The organism is Kitasatospora sp. NPDC056651 (assembly GCF_042792155.1).
GTDB lineage: Bacteria > Actinomycetota > Actinomycetes > Streptomycetales > Streptomycetaceae > Kitasatospora.
Map to the genome: position 1 here is coordinate 1 of NZ_JBHTWX010000112.1, position 19,345 is coordinate 19,345.

17 protein-coding genes and 1 tRNA gene are annotated in these 19,345 nt (G+C 72.4%); 9 read left to right on the top strand and 9 right to left on the bottom strand.

Annotated elements, in window-relative coordinates:
- Window positions 1–191: 191 nt before the first annotated feature.
- The 5 genes from ACFRAR_RS31655 to ACFRAR_RS31675 all read right to left on the bottom strand — a co-directional run bounded on the left by ACFRAR_RS31655 (window position 192) and on the right by ACFRAR_RS31675 (window position 2,954).
- The gene (locus tag ACFRAR_RS31655) at window positions 192–1,025 is read right to left on the bottom strand and encodes an MBL fold metallo-hydrolase (RefSeq protein WP_380702472.1); all 834 of its coding nucleotides are present in this window, start codon (window positions 1,023–1,025) and stop codon (window positions 192–194) included.
- On the bottom strand, window positions 1,022–1,195 hold the full coding sequence (locus tag ACFRAR_RS31660; RefSeq protein ID WP_380702474.1) for a hypothetical protein: 174 nt from the start codon (window positions 1,193–1,195) through the stop codon (window positions 1,022–1,024). The genes ACFRAR_RS31655 and ACFRAR_RS31660 overlap by 4 nt, the downstream gene beginning before the upstream one ends.
- Window positions 1,196–1,371: 176 nt before the next feature.
- Window positions 1,372–2,238, bottom strand: coding sequence for an NUDIX hydrolase (locus ACFRAR_RS31665; protein WP_380702476.1), 867 nt, complete (start codon window positions 2,236–2,238; stop codon window positions 1,372–1,374).
- Between the two features lie 93 nt (window positions 2,239–2,331).
- Window positions 2,332–2,799: a RidA family protein gene (locus ACFRAR_RS31670; RefSeq protein ID WP_380702478.1), complete on the bottom strand. Its 468-nt coding sequence runs from the start codon at window positions 2,797–2,799 to the stop codon at window positions 2,332–2,334.
- A complete protein-coding gene (locus tag ACFRAR_RS31675) occupies window positions 2,796–2,954 on the bottom strand; it encodes a DUF4177 domain-containing protein (protein WP_094743074.1) in 159 nt (52 codons plus the stop codon). Before ACFRAR_RS31675 ends, ACFRAR_RS31670 begins: the two co-directional genes overlap by 4 nt.
- Window positions 2,955–3,169: 215 nt before the next feature.
- Between ACFRAR_RS31675 and ACFRAR_RS31680 the strand changes: the two genes are divergently transcribed.
- Entirely contained in the window at window positions 3,170–4,243 is a 1,074-nt protein-coding gene (locus tag ACFRAR_RS31680; RefSeq protein ID WP_380702480.1) for an ArsA-related P-loop ATPase, read from the top strand.
- Window positions 4,240–5,409: an ArsA family ATPase gene (locus ACFRAR_RS31685; RefSeq protein WP_380702482.1), complete on the top strand. Its 1,170-nt coding sequence runs from the start codon at window positions 4,240–4,242 to the stop codon at window positions 5,407–5,409. The genes ACFRAR_RS31680 and ACFRAR_RS31685 overlap by 4 nt, the downstream gene beginning before the upstream one ends.
- Before the next feature lie 140 nt (window positions 5,410–5,549).
- Here the strand turns inward: ACFRAR_RS31685 and ACFRAR_RS31690 are convergent, their stop codons facing one another.
- Window positions 5,550–5,873: a WhiB family transcriptional regulator gene (locus tag ACFRAR_RS31690; RefSeq protein WP_030240986.1), complete on the bottom strand. Its 324-nt coding sequence runs from the start codon at window positions 5,871–5,873 to the stop codon at window positions 5,550–5,552.
- Between the two features lie 424 nt (window positions 5,874–6,297).
- Here ACFRAR_RS31690 and ACFRAR_RS31695 point away from each other — a divergent pair, with 424 nt between their 5' ends.
- Window positions 6,298–8,670, top strand: a complete 2,373-nt coding sequence (locus ACFRAR_RS31695; protein ID WP_380702484.1) for a transglycosylase domain-containing protein — start codon at window positions 6,298–6,300, stop codon at window positions 8,668–8,670.
- Window positions 8,671–8,871: 201 nt separating this feature from the next.
- On the opposite strand, the gene ACFRAR_RS31700 is transcribed toward ACFRAR_RS31695, so the two are convergent.
- A complete protein-coding gene (locus ACFRAR_RS31700) occupies window positions 8,872–9,324 on the bottom strand; it encodes a GatB/YqeY domain-containing protein (RefSeq protein ID WP_380702486.1) in 453 nt (150 codons plus the stop codon).
- 702 nt (window positions 9,325–10,026) lie between these two features.
- Between ACFRAR_RS31700 and ACFRAR_RS31705 the strand changes: the two genes are divergently transcribed.
- The 4 genes from ACFRAR_RS31705 to ACFRAR_RS31720 all read left to right on the top strand — a co-directional run bounded on the left by ACFRAR_RS31705 (window position 10,027) and on the right by ACFRAR_RS31720 (window position 13,248).
- Complete coding sequence (locus ACFRAR_RS31705) at window positions 10,027–11,331, top strand: helix-turn-helix domain-containing protein (RefSeq protein WP_380702488.1); 1,305 nt, start codon at window positions 10,027–10,029, stop codon at window positions 11,329–11,331.
- 97 nt (window positions 11,332–11,428) lie between these two features.
- Window positions 11,429–12,130 carry a CGNR zinc finger domain-containing protein gene (locus ACFRAR_RS31710; RefSeq protein WP_380702490.1) on the top strand — a complete coding sequence of 234 codons (702 nt, stop codon included), beginning with the start codon at window positions 11,429–11,431 and terminating at the stop codon, window positions 12,128–12,130.
- On the top strand, window positions 12,130–13,074 hold the full coding sequence (locus tag ACFRAR_RS31715) for a metallophosphoesterase (protein ID WP_380702492.1): 945 nt from the start codon (window positions 12,130–12,132) through the stop codon (window positions 13,072–13,074). The genes ACFRAR_RS31710 and ACFRAR_RS31715 overlap by 1 nt, the downstream gene beginning before the upstream one ends.
- Window positions 13,075–13,174: 100 nt before the next feature.
- Window positions 13,175–13,248: transfer RNA gene (locus ACFRAR_RS31720), tRNA-Pro, on the top strand.
- Window positions 13,249–13,541: 293 nt separating this feature from the next.
- On the opposite strand, the gene ACFRAR_RS31725 is transcribed toward ACFRAR_RS31720, so the two are convergent.
- A complete protein-coding gene (locus tag ACFRAR_RS31725) occupies window positions 13,542–14,642 on the bottom strand; it encodes an MrcB family domain-containing protein (protein ID WP_380702494.1) in 1,101 nt (366 codons plus the stop codon).
- 213 nt (window positions 14,643–14,855) lie between these two features.
- On the opposite strand from ACFRAR_RS31725, the gene ACFRAR_RS31730 reads away from it, so the two are divergent.
- Window positions 14,856–15,821, top strand: a complete 966-nt coding sequence (locus ACFRAR_RS31730) for a YDG/SRA domain-containing protein (RefSeq protein WP_380702496.1) — start codon at window positions 14,856–14,858, stop codon at window positions 15,819–15,821.
- Window positions 15,822–15,877: 56 nt separating this feature from the next.
- On the opposite strand, the gene ACFRAR_RS31735 is transcribed toward ACFRAR_RS31730, so the two are convergent.
- On the bottom strand, window positions 15,878–18,631 hold the full coding sequence (locus ACFRAR_RS31735; protein WP_380702498.1) for an AAA family ATPase: 2,754 nt from the start codon (window positions 18,629–18,631) through the stop codon (window positions 15,878–15,880).
- A 221-nt stretch (window positions 18,632–18,852) separates the two neighbouring features.
- Between ACFRAR_RS31735 and ACFRAR_RS31740 the strand changes: the two genes are divergently transcribed.
- Window positions 18,853–19,230, top strand: a complete 378-nt coding sequence (locus tag ACFRAR_RS31740) for a nuclear transport factor 2 family protein (RefSeq protein ID WP_380702500.1) — start codon at window positions 18,853–18,855, stop codon at window positions 19,228–19,230.
- Window positions 19,231–19,345 lie beyond the last annotated feature (115 nt).

A 19,345-nucleotide genomic window follows, 5' to 3' on the forward strand; every position in this document is an offset into this window, starting at 1 on the left:
GCTTAGGGGGGCGGCCCGGGGGGGGGCGCGCGTGCTCTCGGCGGGGGTGGCGCCCGGCGGGCGCTCCCGCCCGCGACCGCGCCGGGGCCGGCCCGCTCGGCGGGCCCCTGGGGCGTTCACGGCCCCCGGGCGTTCGCGGAGGCGCTGGACGTTCGCGGCCCCGAGCCTTCGCGGGCCCCGAGCCTTCGCGGTCAGTCGAGCTCGGGGATCAGCCCGTGCCCCTCCAGGTAGTCCAGCTGGGCCCGCACCGACAGCTCGGCGGCCGGCCAGAGCGCCCGGTCCACGTCGGCGTAGACCCAGGCCACCACCTCGGGCGCGGTCCGGCAGCCCGCCTCGACCGCGGTCTCCACCTGGGCGAGCCGGGAGGCCCGGTGGGCCAGGTAGTAGTCGACGGCGCCGAGCGCGTCCGCGAGCACCGGACCGTGGCCGGGCAGCACGGTGCGCACGCCGTGCCGGGAGGCCATGGTGTGCAGCCGGCGCAACGAGTCCAGGTAGTCGCCGAGCCGTCCGTCGGGGTGGGCGACCATCGTGGTGCCGCGGCCCAGCACGGTGTCCCCGGTGAGGATCGCGCCGTCGTCCGGCAGGTGGAAGGTCAGCGAGTCCGAGGTGTGTCCCGGGGTGGCCACCACCCGCAGGTCCAGGCCGCCGACGTCCAGGCGCTGGCCGCCCACCAGGCCCTCCGAGCCCAGCCGGTGCGCCGGGTCCAGGGCCCGCACCTCGGAGCCGGTCAGCTCGGCGAAGCGGGCCGCGCCCTCGGAGTGGTCGGCGTGGCCGTGGGTGAGCAGGGTCAGCGCGATCCGCTGGCCCCGCTCCTCCGCGAGGTCGATCACCCGGCGCAGGTGGCCCTCGTGCAGCGGGCCCGGGTCGATCACCACCGCGAGGTCCGAGCCGGGCTCGGCGAGCAGCCAGGTGTTGGTGCCGTCCAGCGTCATCGGCGACGGGTTCGGTGCCAGCACGCACAGCGCCCGGGGGGTGGCCTCACCGCCGACGGCGGCGGCGGGGTCACCCGGCAGGAGTCCGCTCACCGGCGGCCTCCGCCGTCTCGGCGCAGGGTCCGCAGCGGCAGCGCCCGGACGATGGCGCGCTGCGCCACGTCGACGAACGAGGCCTGGCTGTCGCAGGCGGCGGTGCGGGGGATCAGGCGGCGGGCGGGCATCTCGGGTGCCGTCCGGCGAGCCACGTCGTTGTGGGTCATCGGGCGTCCGTCCTCTCTCTGCGTCGGTACCGGAAGGTCGTGCGGGTCATGCGGGTCGTGCGGGTCATGCGGGTCGTGCGGGTCATACGGGTCGTGCGGGTCATACGGAACACGCGGGCCAAGCGGGTCACCGGGGCGGTCCGGGCGGTCCGGGTGGTCCGGGTCGTAGGGACCGCTCAGGGGCCCTCGGGGAACTCCCCGTCGATGGTCAGCTCCTCGTAGCCGGGCCAGCGGACCGTCAGGCGGTCCCCGCGGATCTCGGCCCGGCCCAGCACCGGCTCCAGCCGGCGCCCGGCGGCCGCGGTCAGGGCCTCGGCGGCGGTGCGTGCCGAGGACAGCTCGCGCAGTACCGTCACGGTCGGCGGCAGCATCCCGAACCGGCCCTCGCGGTGGCCCCGCACCGCCTCGGCCGGGGTCAGCCAGGCGACCCGGTCGGCCTCGCCGACCTCCAGGGCCGCGCGCTGGCCGGCCGGCAGCGCGGCGACGAAGAACCAGGTGTCGTAGCGCCGGTCCTCGAACTCCGGGGTGATCCAGCGGGCCCAGCCGGCCAGCAGGTCGCTGCGCAGCACCAGGCCGTGGTCGCGGAGGAACTCGGCGAAGGACAGCTCGTGCGCCTCCAGCGCGGCCCGCTCGGCGGACCAGTCGCGCGGTGCGGCGACGCTGTCCGCGTCCGGGCCGGCCAGCAGCACACCGGCCTCCTCGAAGGTCTCGCGGACGGCCGCGCAGACCACCGCCCGCGCCGTCCGGGCGTCCACCCCGAGCCGTCGCGCCCACTCCTCGGGCGCCGGCCCGGCCCAGCCCGGCTCGACCTCGGCGTCCCGCGGGTCCACCCCGCCGCCCGGGTAGGCGTACATCCCGGCCGCGAACGCCATCGAGGTGCGCCGGCGCAGCAGGTAGGCCTGCGGCCCCTCGGCGGCGTCGCGCAGCAGCACCACGGTCGCGGCGGGCCGGGGCACCGGCGGGGTCACCGCACCGGATGCGACCGCCCGGATCCGGGCAGGCCAGCCGGGCGGCATCGGGAGCGTCGTCGCTCGATGGTCCATGCCCGGATGCTAAGCGCACGGAGGCGGGGTTGGACAGATCCGTTCCCGCCTCCGCGATCACATCCGGTCGGTCCCGGCCGACCTCGATCAGCTTCAGGCGGCCTTGACGCGCACCACGATCTCGACCTCGACCGGGGCGTCGAGCGGCAGCACCGCGACTCCGACGGCGCTGCGGGCGTGCGTGCCGGCGTCGCCGAGCACGCTGCCGAGCAGCTCGCTGGCACCGTTGACGACGGCCGGGACGGCGATGAAGTCGGGGGCGGCGGCGACGAAGCCGACCACCTTGACGACCTGCTCGACCAGGTCGAGGTCACCGACGACCGACTTCACGGCGGCCAGGGCGTTCAGCGCGCAGATCTGCGCGAGTTCCTTGGCCTCCTCCGGGGAGACCTCGGCGCCGACCTTGCCGGTGGTCGGCAGCTTGCCGCCGACCACCGGCAGCTGGCCGGAGGTGAAGACGAGATCGCCGCTCCGCAGGGCCGGGACGTACGCGGCCACCGGGGCGGCCACCGGCGGCAGGGTCAGCCCCAGCTCGGCGAGCTTCTGCTCGACCTTGCTCATGCGTTCTTCTCCCGCTTGAAGTAGGCCACCAGCTGCTCCGGGTTGGGGCCGGGCACGACCTGGACGAGCTCCCAGCCGTCCTCGCCGAAGTTGTCCAGGATCTGCTTGGTCGCGTGCACCAGCAGGGGCGCCGTCATGTATTCCCACTTGGTCATGGCCAGACTCTAGACGAGCCGTCGCGACGATCCGCGCTGCCCGCCGCGAAGCGTGTGAGGTGAGGCACAAAGCGGGCATGATCAGGCCTGGCGGCCCAGGCACTCCGGGCATCCGGTACGGTCCCTGGTTACCCTCGCGGGAGGGCACCCTGGTGAGGAGGGGCACCCTCGCCAGGAGGGGACGCCCGGAGGACGAGGACGGACGGAGACGGAGCGTGGCACGCACCCCCGGCCAAGCGGCCCGGCGCGACCCCGACTGGGAGGGCGTCCGGCTGCACGTGGTCAGCGGCAAGGGCGGCACCGGGAAGACCACGCTGGCAGCGGCGCTGGCCCTGGCACTCGCCGCCGACGGCGGCCGGGTGCTGCTGATCGAGGTGGAGGGCCGGCAGGGCGTCGCCGAGCTGTTCGGGATCGCCGCGCTGCCGTACGAGGAGCGCCGGATCGCCTCCGTCTCGCGCGCCCAGCTGGGGCTGGCCGCCGGGGAGGGCGGGCCCGGCGAGGTCTTCGCGCTGGCGATCGACACCGAGCTGGCGCTGCTGGAGTACCTGGAGATGTTCTACAAGCTCGGCCGGGCCGGGAAGGCGCTGCAGAAGGTCGGCTTCGTCGACTTCGCGACCACCATCGCACCCGGCGTGCGGGACGTGCTGCTCACCGGCAAGGCGTGCGAGGCGACCAGGCGCAAGGAGCCGGACGGCCGCCGGCGCTACGACGCGGTGGTGATGGACGCCCCGCCGACCGGCCGGCTGACCCGCTTCCTGAACGTCAACGCCGAGGTCGCCGGGCTGGCCCGGATCGGCCCGATACACACCCAGGCGCAGGCCGTGATGCGGGTGCTGAAGTCGCCGGAGACCGCGGTGCACCTGGTCACCCTGCTGGAGGAGATGCCGGTGCAGGAGACGGTCGACGGCATCGAGGAGCTGCGCGAGGCGAAGCTCCCGGTGGGCGGGGTGATGGTCAACATGGTCCGGCCGCCGGTGCTGGACGCGGCCGCCGTGGCCGCGGTGGACGGGGACCACCGCGAGGAGGTCGCCCTGGCGCTCGGGGAGGCCGGCCTCGGCGGCCGTCCGCGCACCGCGGAGAAGGTCCGGGCGGCGGTGGAGCCGCTGCTCGACCCGCTGCTGGACCAGGCCAGGGAGCACGCCGAACGGGTCGAGCTGGAGCGCGCCCAGCGCGCCGACATCCAGCAGCTGCGGCTCCCGACGTACGAACTGCCGTTGCTCGGCGAGGGCGTGGACCTCGGCGGGCTGTACCGGCTGGCGGGCGAACTGAAGCGGCAGGGGGCGGCATGACCTCGAACGGGGTGCGGAGCACCGGGAAGCGGCTCGCGGTGGACGAGCTGATCGACGACCCGAAGACCAGGATCATCGTCTGCTGCGGCTCCGGCGGAGTCGGCAAGACCACCACCGCCGCGGCGCTCGGGCTGCGGGCGGCCGAGCGCGGCCGCAAGGTCGTGGTGCTGACCATCGACCCGGCCCGCCGGCTCGCCCAGTCGATGGGCCTGACCGAGCTCGACAACACCCCTCGGGTGGTCAAGGGGGTCTCCGGCGAGGGAGAACTCCAGGCCATGATGCTGGACATGAAGCGGACCTTCGACGAGGTCGTGCTGGCCCACGCCGAGCCCGCCCGGGCCCGGGCGATCATGGAGAACCCCTTCTACCAGTCCCTGTCGGCCGGCTTCGCGGGCACCCAGGAGTACATGGCGATGGAGAAGCTCGGGCAGCTCCGCGACGCCGAGGAGTGGGACCTGATCGTCGTGGACACCCCGCCGTCCCGCTCGGCGCTGGACTTCCTGGACGCGCCCAACCGGCTCGGGTCCTTCCTGGACGGCCGGGTGATCCGGATCCTGACCGCCCCGGCCAAGGTCGGCGGGCGCAGCGCGATGCGGTTCCTGAACGCCGGGATGGGCCTGCTCACCGGCACCCTGGGCAAGATCTTCGGTGCCCAGCTGCTCACCGACGTGCAGACCTTCGTCAGCGCGATGGACTCGATGTTCGGCGGCTTCCGCGAGCGCGCGGACCGCACGTACCAGCTGCTCAAGGCGCCGGGCACGGCGTTCCTGGTGGTGGCCGCGCCGGAGCGGGACGCGCTGCGGGAGGCGGCGTACTTCGTGGACCGGCTCGCCGCGGACCGGATGCCGCTGGCCGGACTGGTGCTCAACCGGGTGCACGGCACGGGTGCTCCCCAGCTCACCGCGGAGCGGGCGCTGGCGGCCGCCGAGGCCCTGGAGGAGAACGGCGCGGAGCACGCCTCGCCCGAGGCGGAGCTGCTCGCGACCGGGCTGCTGCGGCTGCACGCCGAGCGGATGCAGATCATGGGGCGCGAACGCCGCACCCGCGACCGCTTCGTCTCGGTGTACCCGGACGTGCCGATCGTGGAGGTCCCGGCGCTGCCGGGCGACGTGCACGACCTGGACGGACTGCGGGCGATCGGGGACCGGCTCAACGGCGCGGTGTAGTCAGCGCGGTGACGTCCGCGCGCTGTGCTCCGCGCGCTGTGCTCTGTGTGGCGTCCTCCGCGCGGTGCGGCACGCACGGTGCAGCGCGCACCCGCGCGCCCGAGGGGCCGACCGGCCCGGACCGCACGGTGCGGCCGGGCTCAGCCCGCCTGCGCGTAGTCCGTCAGTATCACGCCGGTCGCGAGGGACTCCTCGTACTCGGTGCGTGCCGTCTCCAGCAGCCTCCGCCACGAGATGACCGTCGGACGACGGCGCAGCAGCGCGCGGCGCTCGCGTTCCGTCATCCCGCCCCACACCCCGAACTCCACCCGGTTGTCCAGCGCGTCCGCGAGGCACTCCGTCCGGACCGGACAGCCGCTGCACACCGCCTTCGCCCGGTTCTGTGCCGCCCCCTGGACGAACAGTTCGTCCGGATCACTCGTGCGACAGGCGGCCTGCGCACTCCAGTCGTCTACCCAGCCCATGCCGGCGCCGTCCTCTCCCGTATTCGAGGCTCCCCCACGGCGGCAACGGCATATTCACCGTTGCCAGTTGAGGACGTTACGGAAGAACGACAGCTTGCAACAGCCCCTTCGGGCTCAATCTCGAATGACCCGATTGGACTATGGGTGGCGATCAGCTCACTCGTTGGAGTGATCGCAGGTCGCACCCCTTGCCAGGGGTGGAGCCCCCACTCTCGCCACAGGCGCCGTCACGGAGCGCAACCGGCCACACGGGCACAGCAGGCCACAGCTGCCTCAAAACCCAGTCATCGCCGGGCAATTCGGGCAAGTCTCCTCGCCCACAAGAGTGAACGATGTTGACGCACCGAAGCTGTCGCAAGCTTGTGACAAGCCTAGGCGAACACCTACCCCTGTGCGTGGGATTCCGCGACGTAGGGTTCTCCTCATGGCACCGAAGAGCCCCCAGGCACCCCAGCCCCCAGGCAACGCCGGAGCTCCGCGCGGCAGGACCGGCGGATCAGCGTCCGAGCACGCGAGCAACGGCATGAAGTTCCTGGGCGTCAGCGTGCTCTCCGGAATCCTGCTGGCCGGTCTCGCCCTGCCCGCCGTCGGCGCCATCGGCCTGACCGCCAAGGACACCGCGGACAGCTTCGACAACATCTCGGACGACTTCAAGACCCCGCCGCTCACCCAGGCCACCCAGATCTTCGACGCCAAGGGCGGCCTGATCGCCAAGGTCTACGAGCGCGACCGCACGGTCCTGACCGCCGACCAGATGTCGCCGTTCATGCGGCACGCCCAGGTGGACATCGAGGACGCCCGCTTCTACGAGCACGGCGCCGTCGACCTCAAGGGCATCCTGCGCGCGATCAGCAAGAACGCGGAGAGCGGCACCACCTCCCAGGGCGCCTCGACGCTGACCCAGCAGTACGTCAAGAACGTCAACGTGGAGAAGGCCGGCGACGACCAGGCGGCCGTCCTGGAGGCCCAGCGCAAGACCCTGGGCCGCAAGATCCAGGAGCTGAAGGTCGCCATCAAGCTGGAGGAGGACCTGTCCAAGGACCAGATCCTCACCAACTACCTCAACATCACCTTCTACGGCCACCAGGCCTACGGGGTCGAGGCCGCCTCCCAGCGCTACTTCAGCAAGAGCAACAAGGACCTGACCGTCGCCGAGGCCGCCACCCTGGCCGGCACGGTGCAGAACCCGTCGTCCTTCGACCCGGTGCGCTACCCCGAGAACACGGTCAAGCGCCGCAACGTCGTGATCGACAAGATGCTGGAGAACAAGCACATCACCGCCGACCAGGCGAAGGAGGCGAAGGCCGCCCCGCTGGGTCTGAAGTACAAGGACCCGCAGAACGGCTGCATCACCGCCCAGGCCGGGATGGGCTTCTTCTGCGACTACGTCCGCCACGTGGTCAAGCAGGACCCGGCGTTCGGCAAGAGCTCCGACGAGCGCAAGAAGCTCTGGGACACCGGCGGTCTGAACATCTACACCACGCTGGACCCGGACAAGCAGGCCGCGGCCCAGAACGCGGTGACCAAGCTGGTCAACGTCAACGACCCGGTGTCGGCCGCCGCGACCATGATGGAGCCGGGCACCGGCAAGATCCTCGCGATGGCCCAGACCCGTCCGTACGGCCTGGACAGCAACAAGAACCAGACCGTCGTCAACCTCAACGTCGACGCGGCGATGGGCGGCGGCAACGGCTTCCAGCCCGGCTCGACCTTCAAGCCGATCGTGGCCGCCGCCGCGCTGGAGAACGGCATCCCGGCCACCCAGCAGTACAAGTCGGAGAACCGCATCGAGTGGCCGACGATGAAGACCTGCGAGGGCACCTGGAAGAACACGGAGAAGGGCAAGGCCCGGACCGTGCCCAACGAGTCCGAGAACGAGAAGGGCCCGTACGACCTCAAGACGGCCATGGCGATGTCGGTCAACACCTACTTCGTCGAGATGGAGGCCGAGATGGGCCTCTGCCCGGTGAAGCAGATGGCCAACAAGCTCGGCATTACCGCCCGGGCGAGCGGCAAGCCCCTCGACGAGGTCCCCTCGATGGGCCTCGGCGTGCAGGAGATGTCCCCGCTGACCATGGCGAACGTCTACGCGACCTTCGCCGCGCGCGGCAAGTACTGCTCCCCGATCGCGATCAACAAGATCACCACGGTGGACGGCAAGGAGGTCCCGGTCCCGCAGTCCGCGTGCAACCAGGCCTTCTCCGAGACCACCGCCGACGCCTTGAACACCGTGCTGAGCGGCGTCACCGAGAAGGGCACCGGTAAGGACCTCGGTCTGGACGACGGCCGCCAGATCGCCGGCAAGACCGGTACCTCGGACGAGAAGCGCGCCGCCTGGTTCAGCGGCTACACCCCGCAGCTGGCCACCTCGGTCTGGCTCGGCGGCCCGGCCGGCGGTGTGCCGATGAAGAACATCAAGATCGGCCCGACCTACTTCCCCGAGGTCTTCGGTGCCAGCGGTCCCGGTCCGATCTGGCGCATGGCGATGAACCAGGCGCTGAAGGGCTCCCCCGTGGAGCAGCTGCCCACCGCGAGCATCCCGGACATGCAGGCGGCCACCCCGCCGGCGAGCACGAACACCACCCCGGCGGCCGACCAGAACACCCAGCCGGCCGGCAACCCCCCGCCGCCGCAGCAGAGCCAGGGTCCCGGCCAGGGCGGCAACCCCGGCAACGGCGGTGGCAACCAGGGTCTGCCCGGTGGGCTGCCCACAGGACTGCCCGGCGGGTTCACCCTCCCGCCGATGCCCGGGAACGGGAACGGCGGCCGCCACGGTGGCGGCAACGGGAACGGCTGAGCCGGCTCGACCAGCCGAGAAGGGGCGCCCTCCAGTGCGGAGGGCGCCCCTTCGGCGTGTGACCGGGGTGCGCCGTTCAGGTCCGGCCGGTGCGGGTCGGGCCTGCTCAGGTCCGGTCTGCTCAGGTCGGGTCTGCTCAGGTCCGGTCAGCGCGGGTCAGGCCTGCCCAGGTCGGGTCGGCGCGGGTCCGGTCAGCGCGCGTCAGGCCAGGGCGGCCTTCACGGCGGCGGCGACCCGGCCGCCCTCGGCCAGGCCGTCGACCTTGGGCTTCACCAGCTTCATCACGGCGCCCATCCCCTGCGGGCCGCTCGCGCCGCTCTCGGCCACGGCGGCCGCGACGATCGCGGCCAGCTCCTCGTCCGAGAGCTGCTTGGGCAGGTAGGTCGCCAGCAGCTCGCCCTCGGCCCGCTCCCGGGCCGCCTGGTCGGTACGGCCGGCGGTGTCGAAGGCCTCGGCCGCCTCCCGGCGCTTCTTCGCCTCGCGACCGATCACCTTCAGCACATCGGCGTCGGACAGCTCGCGCTTCTGCTTGCCCGCCACCTCCTCGCTGGTGACGGCGGCCAGCGTGAGCCGGATGGTGGACGAGCGGAGCTCGTCCCGGTCCCTGATGGCAGCCGTGAGGTCCTCGTGCAGCTGCTCCTTGAGCGTTGTCATTTCCTCTTCTTATCCTTCGGCCGTAGGCGGGCTCAACCAGGTTTCCAGCGGGCATCCAGTGGGGTTTCCGCAGATGAACGAGTATGCCCCGCCGATCCCGGCCCGGCCCCGCCGGGCGGCGCGTCGAGTGACGGCGGCCCGGCCCGGGAACGCGTGGTGGTCCGGATCGTGAACGCGTGGTGGCCCGGCCCTGGAACGCGTGGTGGCCCGGCCCGTGAACAGTCGACGCTCCGGGCCGGGAGCGGGAACGGCGGAATTCGGCCAGGGTGGCCGATCAGGCCCGCACAATACCGGTCGAAACGCCGAAAACCACCGGACCGGACGCGAACTCACCGATCCCCGAAGGGAAATCCACACATTGCGTCCACTCGGCGGAAACAATCCCCGTAGTACACTCGTTCGCGCATCGCCCGAGCAGCCCGATGACGCCTCGCACCGCCCCCGAAGACCTTCGCGAACAGCCGTGATAAACCGCCGCAGCACCCCAGATACTTTGTCCCGTAACTATTTATCCACCAACCGCTGACCCGCGGCGCCGACGCGCCAAGCCTCCAGGAACCTGCGGGTCTGCGCCCGACCGGCGGCGATCGCCTTTCGGAGTGACCGGCGCCGCGACACGGAGCGTCGCATTCTGACTTCTATTCTGCTCACGACGGCAGGAAGCGCGGGGGAATGGACAGCAATCAGCTTCGTTCGATGTTGGTGACCCAGCGGAGGATGGTCGGCTGGAGCCAGGAGCAATTGGCCGAGCACTCCACCGTCAGCGTCCGGACCATTCGCAATCTGGAAACCGGCGCCATCAAGAATCCGCGGCGAAGCTCGGTGGAACTCCTGGTGGGGGCCCTGTTCTCCGGGTCGGCCCACCAGGACGACTCCCCGTCGTCCCGCGCCGCCCCCGCCGACGCCCCGACCGGGCTGCTGCCCGTCCGGCCCGAGCCCGGTGCGCCGACCCGCGTCGCCGGGGTCCCGGACGACGCCCGGTGGCAGGGGCTGCGTCCCAAGACGGACATCACCGTCGGCCGCCGGGCCGACCTGCTGCACATCGTCACCGCCCTGCGACCGGGCCGACCGCTGGTGCTCACCGGGCCGGCCGGGGTCGGCAAGACCCGGCTGGCGCTGGACGCGGCCGCCCACCTGCTGGACCGCTTCCGGGACGGCGTCGCGGTCCTGGAGCTCGGCTCGGTCACCCCCGAGGCCGTCGACCCGGCGGCCGCGTCGGCCCAGACCCAGCACGCGCTCGACACCCTGTTCCAGGGCCTCGACCGCGACGCCCGGACCGGTCCCGAGCCGCGGATGCTGCTGGTCGTCGACAACGCCGAGCACGTCATCGACACGGTGGCCGGGCAGGTCAGGACGCTGCTGGAGCGGCACCCGGCGCTCCACATCCTGATCACCTCGCTGCGGGCGCCCGCCGGGGTCCCGGCCGACCTGTGGGAGGTGTCGCCGCTGCCGGTCGACCGGCCGGAAGGGCCCTACGGCTGCCCGCCCGCCGCCGAACTGTTCTGCCGCCGGGTGCACTCGGTCGTCCCGACCCTGGACCTCCGCGACCAGATGCCACAGGTGGTCGAGCTCTGCCGACGGCTGGGCGGCCTGGCGCTCGCGATCGAGAACGCCGCCGTCCGGATGCGCTCGGTGCCCCTGCACGTCCTGGTGGAGGAGTCCCGGGTGCTGCCGATCCTGGGCCAGGAGGAGGTGGGCGGGCTCTCCCACCACCGCTCGCTGCACCGCAGCCTCGCCTGGGCGTACGGGCTGCTCGACGAGCGGCAGCGCCGGGCGCTCGGGCGGCTCTCCCGGCTCCCGGAGGAGTTCTCCATCGACGACGTCCGGCGGGAACCGGTCGACGAGGCGTGGGAGCCGATCGACGACGGGGGGCGGGAACCGTCCCGCAACCTCGACCTGCTGGCCGAGCTGGTCGGCTTCTCCGTCGTCCAGGTGGAACGCGGCCACCAGTACGCGTACCGGGTCCCCCGGATGATGCGGGAGTACGTCAACACCATTCCGGCCTGAGGCCGGCCACCGCCGCCACCACCGCCCTGCCCCCTGCCCCCTGCCCCCTGCCCCCGTCCGCGTAACCTCACAAGCCGGTTACGCCTATCCTGGCCGCATGACCGACGGAGACGACTCGGCCGCCCGGAGCGCCGACCAGCCCGGGCTGCTCCTCACCACCCCCGCGGGCAGCCGCTTCCACTTCGACCCCGGCGCCCTCTGCCTGGAACTGCTCACCACCGGCGGCCCCGGCCCGTACGCCCGGTACGAGGCACTGCACCGGCCCGCCGACCTCGCCGCCTGGCTCCCGCGCTCCCGGCTGCGGCTGCCCGCCGACGCCGTCCGGGTCTCCCCCGCCGAGCTCACCACCACGCGCACCCTGCGCGACGCGCTCTGGCGCCTCGCCGCCGCCCGCGCCCACGGCGGAACGGGCGAGCCCGAGGACTACGCCGTCCTCAACCGGGCCGCCGAACACCCGCCACTGGTCCCCCGGATCGCCCCGGACGGCACCGCCGCCGCCCCGCTGCCCGCCGACGGCGCGCAGCTGGCCTCCACGTTCGCCCGCGACGCCATCGCGCTGCTCGCCGGCCCGCACGCGGACCGGGTCCGGGAGTGCGGCGCGGACGACTGCCGGCTGATCTTCGTCGACACCTCGCGGCCCGGACGGCGGCGCTGGTGCTCGATGGAGCGCTGCGGCAACCGCCACAAGGTCCGCGCGCTGCGCGCCCGCCGCGAGTCCGACGAAGTGCCCGGCTCCCCCTCCCGCACCGCCGACTCCGGGCGTGCACAAGCTGATCGACCGTCTGAGAGCATGGCCTGATGCGACCGCTGTACTCCGTTCCCCTCGGCATCGCCGCCGCCGGAACCGCCTGTCTCGCCTACTCCGTCGGGTACGAGGTCCGGGCCTTCCGCCTCCGCCGGTTCGAGGTCCCCGTCCTCCCGCACGGCGCCCGGCCGATCCGGGTCCTCCAGGTGTCCGACATCCACATGGTGAACGGGCAGGGCAAGAAGCAGCGCTGGCTGAAGAGCCTGGCCGGCCTGCGCCCCGACCTGGTGGTCAACACCGGCGACAACCTCTCCGACCCGCTCGCCGTCCCGGCCACCCTCGACGCGCTCGGGCCACTGATGGAGTTCCCGGGCGTCTACGTCTTCGGTTCCAACGACTACTACGGCCCGGCCCGCAAGAACCCCGCGCGCTACCTCAAGGCCATGCGCAGCGGCGTCCACGGCATGAACAACCCCGACGGCACCGCGAGCCGCGGCATCACCGGCGCCGTCCACAACCCGTGGGAGAAGCTCCGCGACGGCTTCGACGGGGCCGGCTGGCTCGACCTCACCAACGCCCGCGGCCGACTCACCGTGAACGGGCTCGACCTGGAGTTCACCGGCCTCGACGACCCGCACATCCGCCGCGACCGCTACAGCGAGGTCGCCGGGGGCCCCTCCGCCGACGCCGACCTCTCCCTCGCCGTCGTCCACGCGCCCTACCTGCGCGTCCTCGACGCCTTCACCGCCGACCGCTACCCGCTCATCCTGGCCGGCCACACCCACGGCGGCCAGCTCTGCATCCCCTTCTACGGCGCCCTGGTCACCAACTGCGACATCGACACCCGCCGGGTCAAGGGCCTCTCCACCCACACCGCGGGCGGCCACCGCTCCCACCTCCACGTCTCGGCCGGCTGCGGCACCAACCGCTACACCCCCGTCCGCTTCGCCTGCCCTCCCGAAGCCACCCTCCTCACCCTCACCCCAGCCCCCCGCTGACCCCCGCCGGACGCCCGCCCGGAACCGGATTTCGTGTCTCGGCGAGCGTCCGGTAGAGTTCTACTCGTCGCGAAGGAGACGGAGCGACAAACCGCAAGACCGGGGTGTGGCGCAGCTTGGTAGCGCGCTTCGTTCGGGACGAAGAGGCCGTGGGTTCAAATCCCGCCACCCCGACCCAGTGCAGAGGGCCTGCCGGAGAAATCCGGCAGGCCCTCTGTCGTTGTGTGCGACCAACTGCGTGATCGCACTTCAGCCAGTTCGACGTTCGGTGGCTGAAGTCGCCCCCTTGGCCAGGAGACGGTCCGATCGTGGCGGTGTCCGTGCCCGGTTCCCGGCGCCGGGCAACTTCGCCGAACGCGCTGTCCGCAGTTCGGGCCGACGAAGGAGGAGAAGGCCGTAGGGCCGTTTCGCGGCCCACATGCCGCCTTCTCCTCATCTTCGGAGCAGCACGGGGCTGATCCCGCCGACTACGCGCCCACCTCTGCCGCAGCAGCCAGTCCCGCCGCGACAGCGGTGGGCGATCCCGACCATCCGGTGGCCGAGCGCCAAACGGAGGCGATGCCGTGGTACTCCAGGAGTCTGACGTAGACATCGCCGATCCCCTCGGTGAAGAGGGCCATCTGCTTCGGCTGTTCGTCGGGCGAGTAGAGCAGGAAGGAGTACGTCGCCAACTGCCCGAGCGCTTCTCGCACCGCATGAGTGGCATTTCCTCGCCGCACGACCTTCGCTTCGATCAGCCAGTGCGCAGCGTCATTGCGCGCGACGATGTCCCTCGGATGCACGTTGGTGCCCACCTCAAACCCGGTGGCATGGAGGTGAGTTCCGTAGTCACGGACCAGGGTTTCGTGCTTCCTGCTCTTCACGATTTCGCGTGCCTCGATGGTCTGCACGTATTCTTCGTCGCTCTTGGGCGCGAAGTGAAGCAGCCCGTCCCTGCTCTGCTCGTGAGTCCACGTGCCTTCGGCTCGAACAGTGCAGATGACGTCATGCGTGGTCTGCCGCAGCCATTCACGAGCCACCAAAGCATCCTGGTAGAGCGCGATGAACCGCCGGAGGTCCTCACGCAACACATCTTCACTGGGCAGGTCTGCAACCCTGTAGGTGCGGGCAAGGACGTTCCCCTGCTCGTACGACAGTGGCAGCCCCCGCCGGCCCCCGAGGTCTATGCCGACCTCCAGGCCCGCGACGTTCTCGGACGGCAGCGCTTCGCGGATGGCTCCGGCTTCCACGGAGAGCTTGCGATTCGCTTCTGCGGCGCTGTACTTCTCGCGGAGGTCGGTGACACCCTGGTTCAGGCTGAGGGACACCGTCTCCATGTTCTCGGCGAAGAGGTACACGACGTACATGCCGCGCCGGGCCGTCGTCGTTTCGTCCGGATCGAAGAACGCGACCCAGGGGCAGATAGCGCCGTTACCCTTTCCCGCGCTCCCCTCGATGAGATATTCGCCCTGCACATAGCGGGCGAAATGGGACGGAGCATCACGGAGGAGTTGAGCGGTTGGCGTGCTGGTCCCCGCCAGACGGTTATAGGTGGCGCCTACCTCATGCAAGAAGCCTCGAAGCATCATGGCTGGCATCGTAAGTCGAAGCCCCGACACCGAGACCGATCACATCCTCCAAACTCGCTCTGGCTGCTCACAGTTCACTTGGCGGTCTCGCTTCTGGAGACGCCGGTAGCACGGCCTGGAACTGCCAGGTTCCCGTGAGCGTTTGCAATCCGACGCTCATCCCCTAGGCACATCGATGAGCACATCGATTCTCTGACGTTGAGAGGCCGGGCCTTGCAGGAAAGAGTCCTTCCCGTCACACCCATCGACTTCGACGGCTACGGCGATGTGCCGGGGATCGATGTCGGACGCATCTTCGTCAATCGACGGGAGCTCTCCGACGCCAAGGTGCACCGGCCCTTGCAGGCCGGCATCTGCGGCACGGCGGAACTCGGGGCCGAGTCCATAGTCGTATCCGGGGGTTACGAGGATGACGAGGACCACGGCGACGTCATCGTCTACACCGGGCAAGGCGGGCGCGACCCGGAAACACACCGACAGGTGCGAGACCAAGAGCTCACACTCGGCAACGCGGCCCTCGTTACCAGTCAGACCACTGGCGCACCGGTACGAGTGATCCGTGCCGTGAGGCACGCCTCCAAGCGATCTGCCAGGCCCAACTACCGCTATGACGGGCTCTTCCGAGTCGACGATTCCTGGCACGATGTCGGTCGCTCCGGGTTCCGCATCTGGCGATACCGCCTCCTGGGTCTCTCCGGCCCCGTGCCGGCCCAACAGGAACCAACACTCCCGGAGCCTGCTGGCTGCGACACTCCGACCCGGCTAGAAGCCAGGGTCCAGCGGATCGTTCGCAGCACCAAGGTGGCGAACTTCGTGAAGCGGGCTCATGACTTCGCCTGCCAAGTGTGTGGCGCGCGCCTTCGCACACCCACCGGCGCGTACGCCGAGGCAGCGCATATCCGGGGGCTGGGGCAGCCGCACAACGGGCCCGATGTCGCGGGGAACGTCCTGTGCCTGTGCCCCAACCACCACACCCTGTTCGACTTCGGCACGCTTGCCATCGCCGACGACCTAACGATCACTGACCGCGCCTCGGGCGCCGACATGGGGAAACTGCGCGAGGTCCCCGGACATCGGGTCGATCTGGCACACCTGGCGTACCACCGGGAGCACTATTCCGAGGGATGGAAGCACTCCGCAGATCAGTCCGCGGACGACGGCACCAATGCCGATAGCTGAACGAACTGGGGCCCTGCCGACAGCCGTTCGGCATGGCCCCGGTTCGTGTACCGGTCTCAGAGGGTGGTGGGGAGTTCGGTGCGGGAGGTGATGGCGAGCTTGGGGTAGGCCTTGTAGAGGTGGTGGGCGACGGTGCGGGGGCTGAGGAAGAGCTGGGCGGCGATGTCGCGGTTGGTGAGGCCCTGGGCGGCGAGGCGGGCGATCTGGAGTTCCTGAGGGGTGAGGGGCGACGGCGGGGCCGTGGGGGTGCCGGGGGTGGGGGCCGGGGTGCCGGTGGCGGAGAGTTCGGTGCGGGCGCGGGCGGCCCAGGGGTGGGCGGCGAGGCGGTCGAAGGTCTCCAGGGCGGCGCGCAGGTGGGGGCGGGCGTCGGTGCGGCGGCGGGTGCGGCGCAGCCATTCGCCGTACAGGAGGGCGGTGCGGGCCTGCTCGAAGGGGCGGTGGGCCGCTTCGTGGCGGGCGAGGGCGGCCAGGTAGGCGGACTCGGCGAGTTCGTCGGGGCCCAGCAGGGCCTGGCAGCGCAGCCGTAGGGCCTCGGCCCAGGGGCGGTCGGTGGCGGCCGCCCAGCGGGCGAAGCGATCGTACGGTTCGGCGGCGCGTTCGGGGGTGCCGAGGCGGACGGCGGCCTCGACCAGGTCGGGGACGGCCCGGGTGGCGCTGACGTGGTGGCGGTGCGGGCCGGTGGTGAGGGTGTGCAGCCGGTCGGCGGCGTCGCCGGCGCGGCCCTGGCCGAGGTCGAGCAGGCCGAGCGCCCACTGGGTCCAGGGCAGGCCGGCCGCGGGGGCGGCGGTCTGCGGGCCGGTGGCGGCGAGGGCGGCGGTGGCGAGTTCGGTGCAGCGGTCGGTTCGGCCGTCGAGGGCGGCCAGGCAGGCGAGCAGCGCGGTGAGTTGGCTGACCCACTGGTGCTGGCCGGTGTCCCGGGCGAGGCCGAGGGCCTCGGTGGCGGTGAGTTCGGCGTCGCGGTGCCGGCCGTGGAAGAGCTCGGCCTCGGCCTGGAAGAACCGGAGGGTGGGCATCACGCCGACGGTGCCCTTGGCGCGGGCCTCGGCGACCAGTTCGGCGGCGAGTTCGGCGGTCTCCTCGTCGCGGCCGAGGACAAGCGTGGCGCCGCACAGCTGGATCAGGTCGACCGGGCTCTCGGCGCCGGCCCGGCGGGCGGCCTCGACCACCTGGTGGACGGCCGGGAGCGGCGCGGCGGGCCGGCCGAGCGCGGGCAGGACGGCCGCGGGCAGGTGGCGGGCGAGCGGGGCGAGGGGGTCGTCGTCGGCCAGGGGCAGGGCTGCCAGGAGGTCCAGGACGGCGGCCACCGGCTCCTCCCCGACGTACCAGGCCGCGTGGAAGGCCTGGAACAGCATTCGGGCGGCGTACCGCGGGTCGATGTCGGCGCCGGCGGCGGCGAGCAGCAGCCGGTGGGCGGTCGGGTGCGCGCCGCGCCAGAAGTGCACGGCGGCCCGGACCTGGTCGAGCAGGGCCTGTGCCAGGATGTCGCCGGTCCGACCGGAGGCCTCCTCGGCGAGAACCTCGGCCCGCTCCAACTCGCCTTCCTCGATGGCTGATTCGGCGGCAAGGACGAGCCGGCGGGTGGCGCCGTCCCGGTCCGGGGTGAGCCGGGCGGCGCGCTCGTACGCGGCGGCTCCGCCGTGGCCGCCGCGACGTTCGGCGCGGGCGGCGGCGCGTTCCAGCGCGTCGGCGAGGCCGGCGTCGGGTCCGGTGGCGGCCAGGGCGAGGTGCCAGGTGCGGCGGTCGCCGTCCGGCAGCACCCCGGCAATGGCCTGATGGACCGCCAGCTTCTGGTGGTGGGGGGCCCGTTGGAGGATCGCCGAGCGCAGCAGCGGGTGCCGGAAGGAGATCCGGCTGTCGGGCGCGACCGTCACCAGACCGGACTCCTCGGCGGGCGCCAGGTGTTCGGCGGTGCCGCCGAGGGCGGCCGCGGCGGGCAGGATGACGCCGAGCGCCCCGCTCTCCTCGGCGGCGGCGACCAAGAGCAGCGTCTGGGTGGCCGCGGGCAGGCCGGTGACCTGGCCGTGGAAGGCGATCAGCAGCCGGCTGGTGAGCGGCAGCCCGCCCGCGGTGTTCGGCCGCGACCCGGCGGCCACCGGGAGTTCGGCGAGCGCGAAGGGGAGTTCGGTGAGCGCCAGCGGATTGCCGGCCGCCTCGGCGAGCAGCCGGTCGCGGACGGCGGCGGGCAGGTCCGGGCCGGCCCGGCGGACCAGCAGCCGGGTGGCGTCGGCCTCGGCCAGGCCGGTCACCTCCCGTTCGGGCAGGCCGAGCCGGCGCTCGGCCGAGATCCCCGTGCCGCCTTCGGTGCGGGCGGCGAGCAGCAGGGCCACCCCCTCGGCCTGGAGCCTCCGGGCGGCCAGCAGCAGGGCGTCCAGCGAGGCCCGGTCGAGCCACTGCACGTCGTCCAGGATGCACAACAGCGGTTGTTTGGTGGCGAGTTCGGCGAGCAGCCCGAGCGTGGCGAGCCCGACCAGCAGCCGGTCGGCGGGCCGCTCGGGGAACTCCCCGTCCTCCGCCAGCCCGAACGCCGCCTCCAGCGCCCGCCGTTGCGGGCCGGGCAGCGCGTCCAGCCGGTCCAGGCCGGGCGCGAGCAGCAGGCTCAGCCCCGCGTACGGCAGTTCGGCCTCGTACTCGACGCCTGCCGCCCGGATCACCCGGAACGCCGCCCCCGCTCGCACGACGGCGTCGTCCAGCAGCGCGGTCTTGCCGATGCCGGCCTCGCCCCGGAGCAACAGGGCCCCGCTGTGGCCGGCCCGCGCTCCGTCCAACAGCCCGTCCACGGCGGCCTGTTCGCCTTCCCTCCCGTACAGCATGCCCCGACCCTACCCATCCGCCCCGCGCGCCCGCCGCAGGCCACAGGCGACAGGCCACAGGCCACAGGCCACAGGCCACGGCACCGTGCCCCGGTACTCCCCCGCCGAAGCTACGTACCCCATGCCGATACGTGACGGATTCGCCGCCGGCCGCCCGTCCCTACCGTGGTGAGCACCGGGAACGACCCGGCCGACCACCCAGCGGAACACCGGAGATGACGATGACCGAGATCACCACCGCCGCCCTCCAGCAGCTCGCCGAGCGCTACCTCGCGGTGTGGAACGAGACCGACCCGGCGGCCCGCCGCAAGCTGATCGACGAGGCGTGGGCCGAGGACGGCCGCTACACCGACCCGCTGGCCGCAGTGGCCGGCCGGGACGCGGTCGACGCGCTGATCGGCGCCGCCCAGGCCCAGTTCCCGGGGCTGGAGTTCACCCTCGGCCCGGTGGACGCCCACCACGACATCGCCCGCTTCACCTGGAACCTCGGCCCGGCCGGCGCGGAACCGGTGGTGATCGGCTTCGACGTGCTGACGGCCACCCCGGACGGCCGGATCGGCGCGGTGTACGGCTTCCTCGACCGCGTGCCGGGCGCCTGACGGCCGGGGAAGCCCGGGCACCGGACGGAACGGCGGAGGGCCCGGGCGCCCGGCCGAGCGTTCGTGGACGCCCCGGACCGCGTCCCGGACCACGCCCGGACCGCACCCCGGACCA